This window comes from Neobacillus sp. 19, assembly GCF_049463095.1.
In the GTDB taxonomy this organism is placed as follows: domain Bacteria; phylum Bacillota; class Bacilli; order Bacillales; family Cytobacillaceae; genus Neobacillus.
The window spans coordinates 69,392-88,339 of record NZ_JBMPZU010000099.1 but is presented as its reverse complement, the minus strand read 5'-3'; the positions used below and the strand labels follow the sequence as shown (position 1 = coordinate 88,339).

Annotated in this window: 16 protein-coding genes, 1 riboswitch and 1 other annotated feature; of the genes, 7 read left to right on the top strand and 9 right to left on the bottom strand. The window is 41.0% G+C overall.

Annotated features, from left to right (window positions below; genetic code table 11):
• Positions 1-203: 203 nt before the first annotated feature.
• The 3 genes from ACO1D1_RS26725 to argS form a co-directional block, all read right to left on the bottom strand.
• The gene (locus ACO1D1_RS26725) at positions 204-1,382 is read right to left on the bottom strand and encodes an MFS transporter (RefSeq protein ID WP_423337667.1); all 1,179 of its coding nucleotides are present in this window, start codon (positions 1,380-1,382) and stop codon (positions 204-206) included.
• Positions 1,383-1,702: 320 nt separating this feature from the next.
• Positions 1,703-2,170, bottom strand: a complete 468-nt coding sequence (locus ACO1D1_RS26720; protein ID WP_149868220.1) for a DinB family protein — start codon at positions 2,168-2,170, stop codon at positions 1,703-1,705.
• Between the two features lie 72 nt (positions 2,171-2,242).
• The gene (argS, locus tag ACO1D1_RS26715) at positions 2,243-3,937 is read right to left on the bottom strand and encodes an arginine--tRNA ligase (protein WP_423337666.1); all 1,695 of its coding nucleotides are present in this window, start codon (positions 3,935-3,937) and stop codon (positions 2,243-2,245) included.
• Positions 3,938-3,986: 49 nt separating this feature from the next.
• Positions 3,987-4,200, bottom strand: a binding site (T-box leader).
• Positions 4,201-4,300: 100 nt separating this feature from the next.
• Between argS and ACO1D1_RS26710 the strand changes: the two genes are divergently transcribed.
• Positions 4,301-4,555 (top strand): alpha/beta-type small acid-soluble spore protein, encoded by a 255-nt coding sequence (locus ACO1D1_RS26710; RefSeq protein ID WP_149868218.1) that lies wholly within the window; start codon positions 4,301-4,303, stop codon positions 4,553-4,555.
• 465 nt (positions 4,556-5,020) lie between these two features.
• Here the strand turns inward: ACO1D1_RS26710 and ACO1D1_RS26705 are convergent, their stop codons facing one another.
• Positions 5,021-5,596 carry a TetR/AcrR family transcriptional regulator gene (locus tag ACO1D1_RS26705; protein ID WP_149868217.1) on the bottom strand — a complete coding sequence of 192 codons (576 nt, stop codon included), beginning with the start codon at positions 5,594-5,596 and terminating at the stop codon, positions 5,021-5,023.
• Between the two features lie 197 nt (positions 5,597-5,793).
• On the opposite strand from ACO1D1_RS26705, the gene ACO1D1_RS26700 reads away from it, so the two are divergent.
• The 3 genes from ACO1D1_RS26700 to ACO1D1_RS26690 are packed head-to-tail and all read left to right on the top strand — an operon-like array spanning position 5,794 to position 9,658.
• The gene (locus ACO1D1_RS26700; RefSeq protein WP_411675471.1) at positions 5,794-7,371 is read left to right on the top strand and encodes a spore germination protein; all 1,578 of its coding nucleotides are present in this window, start codon (positions 5,794-5,796) and stop codon (positions 7,369-7,371) included.
• Positions 7,368-8,570, top strand: coding sequence for a Ger(x)C family spore germination protein (locus ACO1D1_RS26695; protein ID WP_423337665.1), 1,203 nt, complete (start codon positions 7,368-7,370; stop codon positions 8,568-8,570). Before ACO1D1_RS26700 ends, ACO1D1_RS26695 begins: the two co-directional genes overlap by 4 nt.
• On the top strand, positions 8,567-9,658 hold the full coding sequence (locus tag ACO1D1_RS26690) for a GerAB/ArcD/ProY family transporter (RefSeq protein WP_149868214.1): 1,092 nt from the start codon (positions 8,567-8,569) through the stop codon (positions 9,656-9,658). The genes ACO1D1_RS26695 and ACO1D1_RS26690 overlap by 4 nt, the downstream gene beginning before the upstream one ends.
• A gap of 88 nt (positions 9,659-9,746) precedes the next feature.
• Here ACO1D1_RS26690 and ACO1D1_RS26685 read toward each other — a convergent pair whose 3' ends face one another.
• The 3 genes from ACO1D1_RS26685 to ACO1D1_RS26675 are packed head-to-tail and all read right to left on the bottom strand — an operon-like array spanning position 9,747 to position 12,313.
• The gene (locus ACO1D1_RS26685; RefSeq protein WP_190284783.1) at positions 9,747-10,529 is read right to left on the bottom strand and encodes an ABC transporter permease; all 783 of its coding nucleotides are present in this window, start codon (positions 10,527-10,529) and stop codon (positions 9,747-9,749) included.
• 6 nt (positions 10,530-10,535) lie between these two features.
• Entirely contained in the window at positions 10,536-11,339 is an 804-nt protein-coding gene (locus ACO1D1_RS26680; protein WP_149868213.1) for an ABC transporter permease, read from the bottom strand.
• The gene (locus tag ACO1D1_RS26675; protein ID WP_149868212.1) at positions 11,336-12,313 is read right to left on the bottom strand and encodes an ABC transporter ATP-binding protein; all 978 of its coding nucleotides are present in this window, start codon (positions 12,311-12,313) and stop codon (positions 11,336-11,338) included. The genes ACO1D1_RS26680 and ACO1D1_RS26675 overlap by 4 nt, the downstream gene beginning before the upstream one ends.
• 191 nt (positions 12,314-12,504) lie before the next feature.
• On the opposite strand from ACO1D1_RS26675, the gene ACO1D1_RS26670 reads away from it, so the two are divergent.
• Together ACO1D1_RS26670 and ACO1D1_RS26665 are read left to right on the top strand one after the other, a co-directional pair.
• Positions 12,505-13,407 (top strand): nuclease-related domain-containing protein, encoded by a 903-nt coding sequence (locus ACO1D1_RS26670; protein ID WP_423337664.1) that lies wholly within the window; start codon positions 12,505-12,507, stop codon positions 13,405-13,407.
• Positions 13,408-13,805: 398 nt separating this feature from the next.
• The gene (locus tag ACO1D1_RS26665; RefSeq protein WP_149868193.1) at positions 13,806-14,972 is read left to right on the top strand and encodes an IS256 family transposase; all 1,167 of its coding nucleotides are present in this window, start codon (positions 13,806-13,808) and stop codon (positions 14,970-14,972) included.
• Between the two features lie 507 nt (positions 14,973-15,479).
• Here the strand turns inward: ACO1D1_RS26665 and ACO1D1_RS26660 are convergent.
• Positions 15,480-15,626 (bottom strand): hypothetical protein, encoded by a 147-nt coding sequence (locus ACO1D1_RS26660; RefSeq protein WP_149868211.1) that lies wholly within the window; start codon positions 15,624-15,626, stop codon positions 15,480-15,482.
• Positions 15,627-15,753: 127 nt separating this feature from the next.
• Positions 15,754-15,897, top strand: a riboswitch (cyclic di-AMP (ydaO/yuaA leader).
• A 152-nt stretch (positions 15,898-16,049) separates the two neighbouring features.
• Here ACO1D1_RS26660 and ACO1D1_RS26655 point away from each other — a divergent pair.
• On the top strand, positions 16,050-17,876 hold the full coding sequence (locus tag ACO1D1_RS26655; protein WP_423337663.1) for an APC family permease: 1,827 nt from the start codon (positions 16,050-16,052) through the stop codon (positions 17,874-17,876).
• A gap of 76 nt (positions 17,877-17,952) precedes the next feature.
• Here the strand turns inward: ACO1D1_RS26655 and ACO1D1_RS26650 are convergent, their stop codons facing one another.
• The gene (locus tag ACO1D1_RS26650; protein ID WP_423337662.1) at positions 17,953-18,648 is read right to left on the bottom strand and encodes an AIM24 family protein; all 696 of its coding nucleotides are present in this window, start codon (positions 18,646-18,648) and stop codon (positions 17,953-17,955) included.
• Positions 18,649-18,948 lie beyond the last annotated feature (300 nt).

Here is an 18,948-nt window from a genome sequence, read left to right as displayed (position 1 = left end):
TTTTCAAACATAAATTTGATTATAGAATTGCATCTTATTCATGTCAACCATATGTAAGGAAGTAGTAAAATTCAGGATATTCGCTATCATCTAACTTTTATTTTTCCCTTATTGAGATTAAATCATCCACCTTTTTTCCTCACAGCAAATAGGCATGGAGACCCTTCTCCACGCCAGTCAAGTATTCAATTCAATCTGAACATCTACCTTTGCTGCACCACACTTACCCGATCTTTATATAAATAGTAGAAATAAAGCAGCATCGCAATGAAAATGGACACAGCGGACGTTTTATAAATGCTGCTATATCCGAACAGATGGCTGATCTGACCAAACATCATCGCCCCTAAACCAATCCCCAAATCGAAAAAAGAAAAAAAGGTCGCATTCGCCATTCCTCTCCGATTTATTGGGACTCTCTCGATCGACCATGCCTGCAGGGCAGGCTGTACCGTACCAAAACCTAGACCGTATAAAACTGCAGCTACAAAAAGAACACTGCTGTTTGGAAGCCAAGATAGCAGCATCATCGCGATCAAAATCAACAATGTCCCTGGAATAAAGACGGCCCGGTGTCCTTTTCGGTCATATAGCTGTCCAGCAAAAGCCCTTGTGGCCATCAGTGCAAGTGCATATAAGAGAAAGTACAATTGGATGCCGGCAATATGCCTTTCAGCAGTATATAACGGGAGAAAGGCAGCGATCCCTCCAAATGTAAAGGTGATAAAGAACATCAGCATCGATGGCTTCAAGGCATTTTTCTCATACAGATCCAGCTTTTCCTTTTTCTTCTTCTGCCGTGGTTCGACCTTTTTGTAGGTAATTCTTGATGACAATAAAAGTGCTACCATTCCTAATCCGGCACAAATTAAGAAAAATTGTTTAAACGAAATGATGCCGGTTAAAATCAGCCCCAGGGAAGGACCGAATGCCAGTGCTAAATTGCCTGACAGTCCATAATACCCCATTCCCTCTCCTCTCCTAGACGCCGGAATTAAATCCGTCGCAATCGTTCCGGAGGCAGTCGTGGAAAATCCCCAGCCGGCACCTTGAACAACGCGCATCGCAAAAAGGAAGACAATGCTTGTTAAAAAACCAAAGGATCCGACTGATAGGACAAAAACGGCTAGTCCAATGAGATAAACAAATCCCCTGCCCTTTGTTTCAAGTGAACTTCCTGCATATGGGCGCAGCAATAAGGCTGAGAAGGTAAAAATCCCTACAACAAATCCGATTAATTGATCATTCCCGCCCAAATCTTCGACAAATAGTGGAATGGTTGGAAGCGTCATTTGAAATCCAAGAAAGATAAAGAAATTTGCCAAACAGATCAGGACAAAATCTTTTGTCCAAATTCTTTCCTTCGTCAGCTGTTTTTCCATAAAAGGTAAAAACCCCTTTCAAAAGTAAAAGCGCAAGCGCCCTGGTCAGCGGCGTATGACCTCCTCGGAAAAGCTAACGCTTTTCCTTCGTGCGATGCCTATGCTGCCGAAGCGTTCCTTGTGGAGCGCTCCAACTGAGATAAAGGAAACACGGTGAGTGGGCGAACCGATGTTGACTTATCGTAGGGCGGAGAGCGAAGGGCATTAGCCGCTAGGGCGCTGGAGCTAGATAATTCTCAAAGTCGAAATTCATAAATATTTATTGAATGAAAAAACGTTTCTACGATTGGTAGAAACGAAATTTCACGTACAAACATTGGTTACTTTACATTTGCTGCTTCAATGGCACGTTTCATTGCCTGCATTTGACCTAAATGAAGTGACTCGTGGAAAACCGCAAAGTTCGCAAGCTCACCAAAGGTTTCTTGACCAAGGAACGGAGTCTGTAGCTTTTCGTTAAAGCTTTCTCCTGGAATTTCCTTGATTCTTTTGATTTGCTCCTTTAACTGTGCAGTCAATTCCTGCACTGATGGAACGTCGCCCTGCCAGTCAGCTGGTTTAGTACCTGTGGCAAATAAATCCATATAATTCGCTGGCAGGTTCGTTGATTTTTTTGGGAAGCCAAACATAAATTGCTCCGCAACTGTTAACACATGACCAATATGCCAGTGGATTGTATTGTTAAACCCATGCGGCTGTGTATCTACAATCGCCTCATCTAACGCCTCTACATTTTTAATAAAATAGCTCCTTGTTAGCTCAAAGCTCTTAAATAGTAATGCACTCATTTTCATTAGCCTCCCTACTGGTTACATAGCTTCATTCTATACCATTATTCACCAATTATGAAACGAAATGCCCTACATTTCTTCAGGTGCTTCTATTCCTAATAATCGCAAGCCTTCTTTTAGAACGACGGTGACACTGTAAACAAGGGACAAGCGTGCATGTTTTTCGGCGCTTTCTTCTAGAATCTTTACTTCGGCATAATACTTATTGAAGGCTTGGGCAAGGTCGACAATATACTTGGCCACCTGAGATGGATCGTAATTCTCGCAAGCTCTTTTAATAGCTGGTGCAAATTCCATTAATAGGCTTGCCACCTTCCATTCTTTATTCCAAGAATTCGTGCATGCTTCAGGCTGTGACTTGGCCTGCCAATTTGCTTTTCGTAAAATAGAACATGCCCGTGCAAACGTATATTGGACATATGGCCCTGTCTCGCCTTCAAAGCGCAGCATTTCCTCTAAGGAAAATTCAATGTCATTCATCCGGTTGTTCTTTAAGTCGTGGAAAATAACCGCCCCCACGCCCACCTGTTCCGCTACGGCATCTTTGTTTACTAAATTGGGGTTTTTCTCCTCGATGTTATGACGCGCCATTGCAATGGACTCGCTTAATACCTCTTCTAAAAGAACAACTTTTCCTTTACGGGTCGACATCTTTTTGCCGTCTTTTAACATCATGCCGAATGGAACGTGTTCCATTTTCTCTGCCCATTCGTAACCTATTTTTCCCAAAACGGCAATTAACTGTTTAAAATGGAGGCTTTGTTCGTGGCCAACTACATATACAGATTGGCCAAAGTCATAGTTTTCCTTTCTATAGAGAGCGGCAGCTAAATCACGTGTGGCGTAAAGCGTTGCACCATCTGATTTCTTAATCAGGCATGGGGGCAGGCCTTCTTCGGCTAGCTCGACTACCATGGCCTGATCGGATTCTACTAGCAGCTGTTTCTCCTCCAGCAGCTTGACGATTCGATCCATTTTATCATTATAGAAGGCTTCGCCTGCATAGGAGTCAAATTCGACATTCATTAGCTCATAAATTCTTGAAAATTCTTTGAGCGATTCATCGCGAAACCATTGCCACAAGCTTAAAGCCTCCGTGTCACCATCCTCGAGACGTTTAAACCAGCCGCGTCCTTGATCTTCGAGCGATGGATCTGTTTCGGCCACTTCATGAAACTTAATATAGAGTGCCAGTAATTCCTTAATGGGATTGTGTTTTACCTTTTCTTCACTGCCCCATAGTTTATAAGCGGTAATAAGCTTCCCAAATTGGGTGCCCCAGTCGCCTAAATGGTTAATTTTTATGGGCTTATAACCGCATTTTTCTGTAATTAGGGCAATAGAGTTTCCGATTACAGTAGAGCGCAAATGCCCCATCGAAAATGGCTTAGCGATATTCGGTGACGACATGTCAATCGTGACATGACCGCCATTGCCAAATTTGTGGTCCCCGAAATGTCCCTTTTGCTTAATGATGTTGTCGATCAGCTGTTCCGAAACAAGCTTTTTATTTAAAAAGATATTTAAGTACGCGCCTACCACTTCAACTTTCTCAAATGTTGGCGATTGAATCTTTTCACTGAGTTCCTGGGCGATCAAATGAGGTGATTTTCTTTTCAGCTTCGCTAATGTGAAACACGGAAAGGCTAAATCACCATGTTCAGTGTTTTTTGGCTTTTCGATCATCATTTCCAAATCCGCTGCTGTGATTTCCTGGTCAAGCAGCTCAAATAGAATGGCTGCCAGCTCCTTCTTAAAATTCATATTCAAAAGACCCCCTTTTATTAAAAAACAAAAAACCCCCGCCTCTTATAAAAGAGACGAGAGTTTGAATATCCCGCGGTACCACTCTAGTTGTTCAAATCTGAACCGGCTTTGTTTTGTAACGGAGACTTCTCCGTCGCACCCTACTTGATTCGGGTGAGCATCTCAAAAGTGCGCTTCATTATCTGTTCCGTACCAGGCTCACACCGCCCCTGACTCGCTTTCACTTCCTAGATAACTACTCTCTTTTTCATTGATTTTTTAGGGTTTGATTATCCGTTATTATACTGGAAACATTAGGATTTATCCAGTCATGTTGATTTTTTTTATTAAGGAAATCCTACTGTTAAAGGAGGGATTTTTATGGCTAGAAGAAATAAAATACTTGTCCCGGAAGCACGTCAAGGATTGGATGCGTTGAAAGCAAAGGTAGTTCACTCTGCCCGCCCAGAGGATGCGAAATTTGAAGCGGCCGAAGAGGTCGGTGTTCCTTTGAAAAAGGGCTATAATGGCCAGCTCACATCCGAACAGGCTGGCAAAGTTGGCGGCCGGCTTGGCGGCAGCATGGTCCGCGAACTCGTGAAAATGGCACAGGAAAACTTGAGCAAACGACAGTAACGAGTGGGATCTATTTTGTAGATCCCTTCGTGGTTTCAGCTTTTACAGCTAATACCCCTTATTGGATTCATTTCTCTCTTTTTGATTCGAGGTTATGCATCCAATACCCCTTATTGGATTCATTTCTCTCTTTTTGATTCGAGGTTATGCATCCAATACCCCTTATTGGATTCATTTCTCCCTTTTTGAATCGGGGTTATGCATCCAATACCCCCTATTGGATTCATTTCTCCCTTTTTGAATCGGGGTTATGCATCCAATACCCCTTATTGGATTCATTTCTCCCTTTTTGAATCGGGGTTATGCATCCAATACCCCTTATTGGATTCATTTCTCCCTTTTTGAATCGGAGTTATGCATCCTATACTCCTTATTGGATTCATTTCTCGCTTTTTCAACGTCGGTTTTGCATTCAATTCTCCACAAAGTTAAAACGACCTGTGCCTTTATAAAGCACAAGTCGTTTTATTCTTCTTGAAGCCCTTTTAAAAGAAAGCCCTTCATGATCTCAGCAATTTGCCCTGAACTTAACGGTTCGTGATTTCTTTCCCAGTCAGAAACAAGGGCAATATACATTTTTAACAAAAGAAAGCTGGTGATTTCAGTATTAACGGGGGGAATGGCCCCTTTCACTATGGCTGTCTCGATTTTTTTCTTTAAAAAAGCAATAATCTCATTTTCGACATGCTGCAGCATTTCGGTAACCGCTAATGTCCCCATTTCAGTTTCTTCCTGGACAAGCTTAATCATGAGCTGGTGCTGGGAACGAAATTCTAATAAACGGTATAATGCTCGATGGACATTTTCCGTAAATGGCAATTCCGGCTGGATGACAGCATCTGCCTCAGCAATCATTTCCTTTACCAGTGTAGAAATAATCTCTTCAAATAACTCTTCTTTATTTTTAAAAAAAGTATAAATCGTTCCTTTTCCTACATTGGCAAGCTTCGCAACCTGATCCATTGTTGTCGCCTTAAAGCCAAATAAGGAAAAGGATTTTGTCGCTGCTTCCACAATCATCTTTCTTCTGTCGGGTGCCATATGCATCACCATCCTATTTGACCGATTTAGTTTTATAGTCACTTATAAGTTAATTTTACTATATCATAGCATTTTTGCAGTTTCAATTTTATTTGGAATCTTGTTGGAATAAATAGTTTTTCCCGCAGACAAAAACTAATGCATACAACCCCTTCTAAATGGAAAAATATACACAGGTTATGTAAGGGGGCTTTATGATGTTTCGGTTCCGTAAGCGAAAAAAAGCTATTAATAATAAAATCACCCCATATACTTCTAATTTAAAAAATCACCCTTTACATTCAGAACTCTCAGCAAACGAACAAATGGTAAAGGATATTTTTCATAACTGCGCTGACCTTGTCATTCACCCTATCTTTTTAAAAGGGAAACCGCAAATACTTTTAATTTTCTTAGACGGGTTAACGGACTCAAAGACGTTAGAGCAAGTATTATTGCAGCCCCTGTTGTTTGATGGATTTCCCGATGGCTTAAGCGAAGTTCATTCACTTAAGCAATTGATTGAGCAGCAATTATTTGCTGTTACCCCCAATAGGACGGTCGCAAACTTTGATGAATTTATTGATGGGATTTTAATGGGCAATGTTGGGATTATAATCGAGGGGGAAACAAAGGGAGTAATTGCCGATTTTAAAGGAATGGCCCAGCGCAGTGTCGAAGAACCGGCATCTGAGATTACGATTCGCGGGCCAAGGGACGGATTCACAGAATCCATCCGGACAAATACTTCGCTGCTAAGGAGAAGAATTCGTAGTTCCCGACTCAAACTCGAATCATTAACGATTGGGGAATTGTCAAAAACAAGCGTAGAGATTGCCTACATTGAGGGACTTGCTCCTGATAACCTTTTGGAAGAAGTCCGGAGCAGGCTCGGACGGATTGAAATCGATGGGATTCTTGAATCGGAGTATATCGAGGAGTTTATAGAAGATAATCCTTTTACACCATTTCCCCAGATTCAAAATACCGAAAGACCTGATATTGTGATTGCTAATCTTCTAGAAGGAAGAGTGGCCATTTTGGTAGATAATACATCGTTCGCCCTGATTGTACCTATGACCTTTTGGAACGGTCTGCAGGCTGTAGAGGATTACTATGAACGGTTTCTCTATACTTCCTTTATTCGCTTTATTCGTTATATCTTATTTAATACGACGATGTATTTACCATCTATATACGTTGCCTTGACGACCTATCACCCCAAGTTGATTCCAACTACACTTCTAATAAGTGTTGCAGCAGCACGTGAAGGAGTTCCATTCCCAGCCATCATTGAGGCATTGATTATGGAATTTGTGTTTGAAGGGCTGCGGGAGGCTGGGATTCGCCTTCCAAAGGCGGTAGGCTCAGCTGTCAGTATTGTCGGGGCGCTTGTCATCGGCCAGGCAGCTGTACAAGCCGGAATTGTCTCAGCACCGATGGTCATTGTGGTGGCGACAACCGGGATTGCGTCCTTTTCCATTCCCCGTTATAACCTTGGCACGGCACTGAGGCTTGTCAGATTTCCGATGCTGCTTTTAGCAGGAATGTTTGGCTTATATGGTATTGTCATCGGCTTTATCGCCTTGACCATCCATCTAGTCAACCTCCGCTCCTTCGGGGTTCCGTATTTTACACCTTTGGCACCGCAAATTCCGGGAGATTTAAAGGATGTTTTATTTCGGGCGCCAAGATGGGCAAACATATATGGCCCCATCTTTACGTTTGGAAGAAATAAACAGCGGATTCCTTCAGAGCAAAAACCAGGTCCCCAAAAAGGAGGACGGCAGCAATGAAGAAAAATACCGTTCTCTGTTTTGGATTATGCCTCCCATTACTTTTTTTATCCGGCTGCTGGGATCGCATGGAATTAAACGACCGGGCCATTTGGCTGGCAACCGGCTGGGATACGGCTGAAAACGGCGGGGTTGAAGTCAGCGGACAAATTGTCATTCCCGCGAACGTCCAAACCCAAGGCGGCGGAGGCGGAGCAGCGCAACAGGGATTTTTCACCATTTCTGCAAAAGGAAAAAATCTTGGCGATGCCATGCAAAACATGCAGACAAAACTCCCAAGAGAGGCATTTTTTGGCCAGCGCCGCGTGGTCTTTTTTAGCGAGGAGTTTGCCAAACGCGGACTTAAAAATGAGCTTGATATGAATAGCCGAGCCTCTGATGTCAGTCTTCGGGCGGATGTATTTGTGGTAAAGGGGTCTACAGCAAAAGAATTCCTTACGGTGGCTAATCCATTAGAGAAATCGCCCGCTGCTTCGGCATTAAAGGAGCACCGGCAAAGTGGCGGAAGAGGGGATACTTCTTATTTAAAAATGCTGATTGCGGCAAACCGCGAGGGAATTCGTACAACGATTCCTGCCATCGAAATAAGCAGCTCACTTGAGGGGGTGAAGACCGGGAAAGAGGATTCGCCAAACCCCAAGTTATTTCGTATCACAGGTGTAAGCGTATTTGATCATAATATTAAAATGCTCGGGTTTCTAAATGCTGCTGAAAACAAAGATATGCTCTGGGTAATGGGGATTCTTCAAAAAATGAATATTAGCATTCCGAAACAAGAGGGGAATGCCAGCATCACTTTAACGAAAATAAAGAGCAAAATCGAACCGAAATTTGGTAAAAATAATCAGCTAAAGTTTACTGTCAGTTTGACAGGTGAAGGAGCTTTGACAGAAAGTAACTCAGAATTAGATGTTGAGTATACCGATAATTTAAAGCTCCTGGAAAAGAAATTCGAAAAAGAGGCACAAAAGCAGGTTCAGCAAACGATAACAAAGGTACAAGAAAAGTATGGTTTAGATATTTTTGGTTTCGGCGAGGTCATTCATCGAAAGCATCCCATTCGCTGGAAAAAGTTACGAACAAATTGGGATCAGACATTTTCACAAGCGGATATTTCCGTAAGGGCAACAATTAAGATTAAACAAATAGGAATGGATGGTCCATCATTATTATTTAAGGAAAGTGAGATTAAAAAATGAAACTGTCTGGACTGCAAATTTTTTGGCTGATGTTTACGTTTGAGACAGGAAACATTATCCTTCTCACAATTGGTCCGGTCATGGAAGATGCCAAGCAAGATATATGGATTTCATATGTAATCGCCAGCTTGCTTGGTGTACTAATAGCCTATGCAGCCACAAAAGCAGCTCAGCTTCACCCCAACCATTCGTTAATTCAATTTAGTAAGCTTATTTTGGGAAAATGGCTTGGAACATTGATTGTGCTTGTCTATCTCTTTCAATGGTTTTCTGTTATAGGCAATATATTAAGAGAATTTGCTGATTTTACGATTACCATCCTGCTCCCTACCACCCCTCCCTGGGCCTTGTATGTTACGATGCTGTTGTTACTCATCTATGTAACTTACATAGGTGGAATCGAAGGAATTGGACGGTGCAGCGAGGTTTTCGGGCCAATTATCATCCTATCTGTAATCTTGTTGATCATTCTATCCATTAAAGATTTTGACACCCTTAATTTGATGCCAGTCTTTATCGATTCCGGAATTGTTTCGATTTGGAAAGGAGCCTTGACCCCGCTGGCATTCCTTGGAGAGTCTGTCATGATGCTTATGCTCGTCTCTTTTATGAACGAGCCGCAAAAGGCCCTAAAAAGTGCCGTAGGCGGGATTGCCTTGGCTGCCTTCGCAGTGACTATTGTTGCTTTATGCGTGCTGCTGATTTTTGGACCAGAGATATCCGCTAAACTGCGCCACCCCACGTTTGATGTCGTCAGCTATATCTCTGTCATGGATTTTATCCAAAATTTGGAAATTATTGCCGTGTTAGTCTGGATATTAAGTGTTTTTATCAAGCTATCCCTGTATTTCTTTTTGGCCTGTTATGGCACCGCTCAATTATTCAAGATCAAAGACTGGCGGAAGATGATTTGGATTACGGCACCACTTTTTTTCGCCTTGGCACAGTTTTTTCCTAATCCATCTTACACCTATGGCTATATGAAAACGTATTGGACCCACTACGCTTTACCGATCAACATGGTGGGAATCCCACTATTGCTTTGGGGTATTGGCAGCATTCGTAAAAAGCGGGCAGGCAGTCATTAATGCTAGATGATAATCAAACGTTTGATTGAAAATTTGTTTTACTAATCAATCGTTTGATTAATTGTAAATCGCGATGATCGTATACTGCCTATGACCCTGTTGAACGATAGTGCCTGACACCAAATTGCCAAACAAGAAAACACGGCAGAATAAACAAACTCCCCAGAACAGGAGTCAGCATATGGATGAGGTCGTCTCCGTTTATTTTTCCGAGAATATACTTTAGCGGCAAGTAATTTACTGTTCCAAAAGGAATCACATAGGTAAAGAAGCGGGTTACCCATTTTTGATAAATATTTAACGGATATTGCGCCATCTCCCTGCCTCCGTCTGTAAAAATATTCGCCACTTCAAGGCCCTGAACTGTCCAAAAACAGATGCTGGCTGCAAGCATATAGATTCCGGTAAAAATAAGGACCCCGCTTGTGATCATCAGCACAAGGGTAATGACTTTGAATACACTCCAGTCAATAGGCAGATTACTAAGGGCCCATATTAAAACAATGAAACTTTGCAGCAGCCGGCCAAATTTCGTAAACTCGAATTTTGAGCCGAGCACCTGTAGAAACGTGCTTCTTGGACGTACCAGTAAGCGATCGAATTCCCCCTTGATGATTAAACTTGAAAACATATCAAACCCGCGGGCAAAACACTCACTTAAGCTAAAGGCCATGTGGATAACCGCGAAGCAAAGCGCCACCTCGAAAAAATCCCAGCCTTTTATTTGCCCAAACCGTTCAAATAAAAAAAACAGACCGGCAAAAACGGTTAAAGGGATAAAAAACTGACCTACTGTCAACAGCCAAAAAGATGTACGATATTGCATCTGTGATTTAAACAAAATCAGCAAATACTTATAATAAAGACGCAATGTGAATCAACCTCCCTGGACAACCACTTTTCTTACTACCCGGTTAAGGGCAACTCGGCCTAATAAAACGAGGACAAGCAAATATCCTAATTGAATGAGTATCCCTATAATGGCTTCATCCTGCGGAATATGTTCAGAATAGACCCGAAAAGGAAAGTCAGCCGTCCAGCGAAACGGAAGAACATTCGCTATATTTTGCAGCCACGATGGCATTAAGGGAACCGGAATAATTAAACCGGCAAAAAACTCGCCTAGGATTGAAAAAACTAGTATTGACCCCATCGGTGACATCGTTATAAAAACGGAAATATATAAAAACATTGAAATAGCAACCAACAATAATAAGCCCAGAAGTAAGGCAGTTAGGAATAATAGAAAAGCAGATAAACTAGGTGAAAAAGTCATGTCGTAGGGTTTAGGCAACAGAAAGGATACCATCAAAATCGGAAAACAGCGCAGGATGGCGCTCGATAATCGCTGTGCGAGCAGTTTTGCATACCAAAAACCATAAAGCTCACATGGACGACACAGCTCATAGGCAATATTTCCGCTTGTAATTAACTCAAACAGCTCAGAGTCACGAAACCACATCGTAATGAAAACAAGAAATGCCTGCTGCAGCCATATGTAAGTGATGATTTCTCTTAATGAAATAGGTGGGGTTTGTACCGTGTATTCGTAAAATGCTTCAAACACCATAATTGTGATAAATCCCCAGAAAAATTGCGTTGCCACTCCAGCTAGTGCCGCTGCCCGGTATTGCATGCCCATTGAAAGCCGCAGCTTCAAAACCGACCCATACACCCTCATATTTGGTACTCCCGATAAAGTCGAACAATGATGTCTTCAATCGGCTGCGTTTCAACCGTTACATCTAAAAGGTCTACCTTGTTGGATAGTTGTTTGATGACCTCCGAGGTTTTTACCTGCTCGGTATCGATACTCAGCACGACCCTTTCCGGTGTCCACGAAAGTGTGGCAGCCCCGGGGATGCGGATGGAGTTAATATTTTTTACATAATCCGCTGTGATCGTTTTATGTGTACCAAACCGCTTTCGAAGTTCCGCTAAGTTGCCGTCGTATAATAAACTGCCCTTGCCAACTAAAATCACCCTATCAGCTAATGCCTCAATATCATTCATATCGTGTGTGGTGAGGATGATAGTTGCCCCTTTTTCTTTATTGATCGTTTTGATAAACTGACGGACGGCGATTTTCGAGACGGCATCCAGCCCGATGGTCGGTTCGTCTAAAAATAAAATTTTCGGATTGTGGATGAGAGAAGCCCCGATCTCACAGCGCATTCGCTGGCCAAGACTTAATTGACGGACGGGTAAATGGACAATCTCTTGTAGTTCAAGCGTTTCGATGAGCAGGTCGATCGTAGATTTATAGTCTTGTTGGGGAACCTTATAGATGTCTCTGAGAAGTTCGAACGAATCCATCACTGGCACATCCCACCAGAGCTGGGAACGCTGGCCGAAGACGACACCAATATTTTTCACATACTGAATTCGGTCTTTCCAAGGTGTAAACCCCATGATCGTGCACTTCCCGGTGTCGGGCACCAGGATGCCGCTCATGACTTTAATCGTTGTCGATTTACCAGCACCGTTCGGACCGATATAGCCGACAATTTCTCCTTGATTAATAGAAAAAGAGAGGTCTTTTAGTGCGTCAACTATTGTATGTTCCCGGTAAAAGAGTGCTTTTGCAGCCTGCCGCAGCCCGGTTGACCGTTTGGCAATCTTGTATGATTTGCTTATTCCCTCTAATTGAATCAATTCGGTTTCACTCCCTCACATTTTGAGTCGCAGAGGAAAATAATAACATCTCAGACAGAAGAGCGTCAAGAATATTTGGAATATTATTACTCCAAAGGTGTAACAAAATGTTCACCCCTCATTTCCAAATATTTCTGTTTCTTATAATAAAATGAAATAGAAATAGCCGGCGTTAGGAAAGGTAGTGGATTATGTTTTTTAAATTACGCACTGAATCAGACAGACTAAAGATTTTAAGGTCATTAAACACAAGAATGAATCTACCTGAAAATGACAAGCAATACTATTCTAACCTTAAAAAGGGCTTTGAAGGGGAAGTAAAGTTTGATAAGTTAACCGAAAAACTTCAAAGCGAATCGCTGATTGTAAACGATTTGCTGCTGAAGAGTAACAATACAACATTTCAAATTGACTCTTTAATTATTCAAGATGTCCTTTATCTCTTCGAAATTAAAAATTATGAAGGGGATTATTATTTCGAGGCAGATAATTTTTACTCAATGCACGAAACTAAGATTCAAAATCCACTCCATCAGTTAAACAGATGTGAATCTCTGCTTAGTCAGTTATTACTGAAGCACGGTTACAGAATCCGCATAGAAGCATGGGTTGTATTTATCAATCCCGCTTTTACCCTTTATCAAGCACCTAAGAACAAACCTATCATTTATCCTACACAACTTGATTTTTTAATGAATAAGCTAAATGCCTCTACAATGAAATTAAATGACAGGCATCATAAGATTGCGGATCTATTAGTTTCACTTCTTCAGACGGAATCCCCTTATACGGATTTACCAAATTATGATTTTGATAAAATACAAAAGGGACTAACGTGCAAAGCTTGCCACTCATTTTCAATTTCTGTGCATGGAAGGAAGACCCTTTGTGATGAATGTGGGAATGAAGAAGGTTTTGAAGCTGCAGTAATGCGGAGTGTGAGAGAACTTAAACTCCTTTTTCCTGATAGAAAAATAACAACTAATGATGTTCTTAACTGGTGTGAAATGAACGTGGCCCAAGCAAGGATAAGCAGAATTTTAAAGAAAAATCTTAAGGTTATTGGGTACGGACAGTGGTCCACTTATGAGTAATAGTAAATTAATCTCCATTTTGATCAAATGGGGATTAGTTTATTTTGCAAACAAATTTATTGGGTGCTTTTCATTTATTTCGTGTTTTAGCCTGATATACCAGCTGCTGGATTCATTTTTTATCGCGTTTTGCATCCAATACCCCTCATTGGATTCATTTCTTCATCTTTTTCATCCCGGTTTGCATCCAATGACCCCTATTGGATTCATTTCTACATTTTTTCTATCCCGTTTTGCATCCAATACCCCTTATTGGATTCATTTCTACATTTTTTCTATCCCGTTTTGCATCCAATACGATTAAGTCCGTATAATTGTGTAAAAAGAAAAGGGTCATTTTTATCCTACTTGGCTACAATGTTTAACAACCACGATAAACATAGAAAAGAGGAATAAAAATGACCCAATTACAGTTTAGCCTAGATTTGGAACTTTTAAAAGACTCAGTAATGAATTCAAATATAGATAACGTTGTTAAATCAGCTGTTGTTCTGGTTTTGAATGAGTACATGGAGAAAGAAAGAAATGATTACTTACACGCCGCTGCATATGAACGCTCTGTTGAGCGTCGTGATTACCGAAATGGCTACTACGAACGTGAGTTAACGATGAGTATCGGTAAGATAAAACTTAAGGTTCCTAGGACTCGAAATGGTGAGTTTTCACCTACGGTTTTTGAGAAATATGCACGTTGTGACCAGGCGTTAGTACTCTCTATGCTAGAGATGGTTATCAATGGCGTTTCTACACGTAAAGTTACACATATTGTGGAACAACTTTGTGGTGAAAGTAAGTCAAAATCGTTTGTTTCTTCACTTACTCAAAAGCTTGATCCTATTATTAATGACTGGGCCAAACGGCCCTTAAATTTAAGGTATTATCCTTTTGTTTTTGTAGATGCCATGTATATAAAAGTTCGTGAACATCATCGTGTCGTCTCTAAGGCTGTTTATATAGCCACTGCAATCACTGAAAGCAAAACACGTGAAATTCTTGGGTTAAGTGTGGATCACGCTGAGAGTTATGAAAGTTGGAGTCGCTTTCTCCAACAACTAAAATCACGTGGTCTTCAATCCCCAAAGCTAGTCATTTCAGATGCTCACCAGGGGCTTCAAAAAGCGATTCAACGTGAATTTATTGGGACTAGCTGGCAAAGGTGTAACGTCCATTTTAAACGTAATATCATAGAAAGGCTTCCAAAAAAGGACTCAGCGGAAATACGTATGATGATTAAGCGTATTTTTGATGCAGTCACAATTGAGGATATGCGGAATTTTAAAGGTGAACTGATGAGTCAGTTTGGGGACAATCTTAAATACGAACAAGCTCTGAAAATATTAGATGATGGTTTCGAAGATACCATACAATATATGGAATTTCAAGAAGATATCCGTTGTCATATCCGTAGTACAAATTCTCTTGAGCGATTAAATCAGGAAGTCCGAAGAAGAGAAAAGGTAATTCGAATTTACCCTAATACACAATCTGCTTTTCGTTTAGTAGGAGCTGTTTTAATGCACTATCAAGAAACCAATTATTCGAAGCAGAAATCTATTAAAAGGTAGATGTTTAATTTTCAACGTACTTCCAATTATGGATTATTCCATATCCAGTCAAGGGTATCAAAGGAAAAACCGCCTTTGACACCCTTGACTGGATATGGAGATTGAAACCCATGGAAGTAACGCTCGAAAAATGTTAAGGGGATAAGTGGCTGATCATATATATTTGACATAACAAAATTTGGTTAAAAACATTGTTTAGCAAATTTACACAAAATCAAGGACTTGACTTCCAATACCCCTCATTGGATTCATTTCTTCATCTTTTTCATCTCGGTTTGCATCCAATGACCCCTATTGGATTCATTTCTACATTTTTTCTATCCCGTTTTGCATCCAATACCCCTTATTGGATTCATTTCTACATTTTTTCTATCCCGTTTTGCATCCAATACCCCTTATTGGATTCATTTCTACATTTTTTCCATCCCGGTTTGCATCCAATACCCCTTATTGGATTCATTTCTACATTTTTTCCATCGCGGGTTGCATCCAATTCTCCCAACGGACTCATTCTTCACTATTTTGCTTCCCTCCCTCACTCTTTTCCTTCAAATGGTCTGTTTTATAATCAGGTCCTCCATATAATAGGGAAATCTCTTTTGCTAATTCTTCTAAAAACTCATCCGTGAATAACGGTTTTTTATGGGTTGACATGGGATCTCTCCTTTCAGGAATAAAATAACACTATTATTTACTTATCTAGGAATTACATTCATCGGTAAAATACAAATTTTTTATTTACTTTTTCGTTACGCGGGAGTATGATAATCCACAGTTTCAAATTTCTAAATCGCTGAAACCTTATGGTACGGGGGAACCTTTTTTCCGAGTTAACTTTTAACTCTAGGGGTGAATCCTTTTAGGCGGGGCTACTCATTGGCCCTAATCCGACAGCTAACCTCGTAAGCGTTATATGAGAAGGAAGGTGGAGCTTGTGACATATGAACATTAATGTCTACAGGTCTATTCATTGATGACTTGTAGACTTTTTTTATTTGTTTTAAAAATCCCTTGCATTGGGGTTTTTTTAGATTAAAAGAGAACACTATATTTATACTTATTCGGCGGTGAAAAGCAATGATGTCTTCAATCAAGCGTTTATTAATTGGGCGTCCTTTAAAATCAACAGCCTTAGGGGAACAAAGGCTGTCAAAGACGAAAGCCTTAGCAATCCTTTCATCGGATGCATTATCTTCCGTTGCCTATGGCCCTGAACAAATTTTGATTGTCCTGTTTACATTGGGCACCCTTGCCTTTTGGTACTCCATTCCAATTGCAATCGGTGTATTAATACTATTAGCAGCGTTAATTCTCTCTTACCGCCAGATTATCTTTGCCTATCCACATGGCGGCGGAGCATATGTGGTTTCGAAAGAAAATTTAGGTATTAATCCGGGGCTGATTGCGGGTGGCTCCTTATTAGTTGATTATATTTTAACAGTGGCTGTAAGTGTATCTGCTGGTACAGATGCGATCACATCTGCCTTTCCGGCCTTACACGCACACACTGTAGCCATTGCCATTATCTTTGTCATTTTCATAACCATCTTGAACTTACGAGGAGTAACGGAGTCGGCATCTATATTAGCCTATCCTGTTTATTTGTTTGTGCTGGCTTTATTCATACTAATTGGGGTCGGATTATTCAACATTGTAACAGGCCGGGTTTCGCCAGATTTATCTGCACCGATTGGCACTCCCGTAGCAGGAATCAGTCTCTTTATTCTCTTACGGGCCTTTGCCTCTGGAAGTTCCGCCTTAACAGGTGTAGAAGCGATTTCAAATGCGATTCCAAACTTTAAAGACCCCGCTCCTAAAAATGCGGCCAAAACGTTAATGGCGATGGGGATATTATTAGCGATACTTTTTTCTGGGATTGTACTGTTGGCCTATTTTTATGGGATTTCTCCCCGCCATGAAGTGACGGTCGTCTCACAAATTGCCGAAGAAGTTTTTGGGCGGAATGGGATGTATTATTTTATTCAGGGGACTACTGCTTTGATCTTAATTCTTGCTGCCAATACGGGATATTCGGCCTTCCCGCTGCTTGCAGTGAATTTAGCCAAAGATAAATTTATCCCTAGAATGTTTACCATTAGGGGTGATCGATTAGGTTACTCCAATGGAATCATCATCCTTGGTATAGCCTCCATCTTGTTAATTATGTTTTTTGAAGGTCAGACAGAACATCTCATTCCGCTTTATGCCGTGGGTGTTTTCATTCCTTTTACGTTATCGCAAACAGGAATGATGCTGAAATGGATTCGTGAAAAACCAACCGGATGGGTACCAAAGCTCATTATTAACACAACAGGTGCATTCATTAGCTTTACGGTGACCATCGTGTTCTTTTTAACTAAATTCGCTCAGGTTTGGCCAGTTTTAATTTTCATCCCGCTTATCATTTTTGTTTTCCATAGAATAAGAAAGCATTATGATGCAGTCGGGGATCAACTCAGAATTAGCAGTTGCGAGCCTGTAGTTCCAATTGAAGGGAATGTCATTGTTGTACCGGTCGCAGGTATAACGCACGTGGTAGAAAACTCCATCAATTATGCTAAATCTCTTTCACCCGACCAGATTATTGCGGTTTACGTTGCTTTTGAAAGAGAAGATGAAAAGAAGTTTGAAGAGAAATGGAAGAAATGGCAGCCCGATGTCCGGCTTGTGACGCTGCATTCTCATTATCGCAGTATTATTCAGCCATTGACCAAATTTGTCGATACAGTGGAACATAAAGCTAGCGAATCAAATTATCAAGTTACCGTTATCATCCCGCAGTTTATTCCTAAAAAAGGCTGGCATAATATTCTTCACAACCAGTCAAGCTTACTGATTCGTTCATTCTTACTATACCGGAGAAACGTGATTATTACGACTGTACCTTATCACTTGAAAAAGTAAAACATTCAAACGAAAACATCTGACCTTAGGATCAGATGTTTTTTGTTATCCTCTCCCTACACAAATATTTTTGCCTTTAATTACTCCTCTCCACCCGCTTAACCTCTTCATAAGGCTGGACCACAACAAAACCGTCGCCTTCAAATCGCATTTGAATGGACTCTCCGCTCCCTCTTCCGAAGAATGTCTTTAAACTGATATCGGTTTGGAACTCGGGTTGGAGGTTTCCGGACCAGGCGACAGTAGCATTTGGGTCGGTTATAATCGGCTGACCCGGCAAAACCCGTAATGTCAATGGCTCATAGTGGGTGGTGATCGCAATCATGCCCGTTCCTTCACAGCGGACATTGAATAAGCCGCCTGCCATCATCCCGGCAATCCGCTTCATTAATTTAATCTCCCATTTAATCCCTGGTTCAAATGCAAGCAGATCATTACCGTTCACATAAATCGAGTCGCTTTGTAAATTAAGGATAATGATCTTTTTCCCTTCGTCGGCAAGGTACAATTTCCCCCGGCCGTTTGCTTTCATTAACGAAGCCCCTTCACCGGTAAACGCCTTTTTGAATGCTGTTCCCAAGCCATGCTCCAAAATGCCTTCACGCTCAAATTTTATGTTTCCATGATAAGCAACCATTGACCCTGCTTTCGCCCATACAAGGCCGTCCAAATTTACTTCAAGCAACCTCGGTGTTTCTAATTCGAAAAAGCCTTCCCCTTTATCCTCTTGCTCCGTTTGCTTAATAAATTCTTCAATTGAGTATCTGCTCAACTTGCCCACCATCCTTCCATAATTGTATGTACGTGGAAAAAACAATATAGTTTCAAAATTGTTCATTTTTTCCTTTTTCTGGTGTATGGGCATTAACATAGGAATGATAATTAAGTTGGGTAAAGCTGGCCATGAAATTGGCAATCAGTTTCTGAGCTGCTATCTAATAAAGAATAAGAACCGTTAATGAGTTTTTATATAATAATGTCTTAAAATAATAGTTTTTAGAACTGAGACCGTAATACCAAACATTACTAGTAATACGGCACCACAGATATAATAGACAATATCAGGACTAAA